Origin of the sequence: Alloyangia mangrovi (assembly GCF_002300555.2) — a bacterium.
GTDB classification, from domain to species: Bacteria; Pseudomonadota; Alphaproteobacteria; order Rhodobacterales; family Rhodobacteraceae; genus Salipiger; species Salipiger mangrovi.
The window spans coordinates 1-323 of the sequence record NZ_NTHN02000162.1 but is presented as its reverse complement, the minus strand read 5'-3'; the positions used below and the strand labels follow the sequence as shown (position 1 = coordinate 323).

Genomic DNA, 323 nt, shown 5'->3' with positions numbered 1-323 from the left:
AGACCAGCGCCAGCCAGATCCCGACCTCGGTGTAGGCGATGCTGATTCCGAAGGGCGCCAGCGCCTGCCCGAAGACACCGCTTGGCGCATAGAGCGTGGTCAGCGCGATTCCCGCCACGGCAGTCGGTAGCGCGAAGGGAAGGTCCACCGCCGCGTCGATCAGCCGCCGACCGGGAAAGCGGTAGCGGGTCAGCACCCAGGCCAGCGCAAGACCGAAGACGAGGTTGAAGAGCGAGGCGACCAGCGCCGCGCGGAAGGACAGCAGCAGCGCCGCGCGCACCCGCGCCGGGGCGAGGTGACCGGCGATTTCCGCCGGTCCCATG

At 70.3% G+C, this 323-nt stretch carries 1 pseudogene; it reads right to left on the bottom strand.

The features are described 5' to 3' along the window. Positions 1 to 323, bottom strand: a pseudogene (locus CLG85_RS28130) (sulfate ABC transporter permease subunit CysT); the annotation flags it as partial.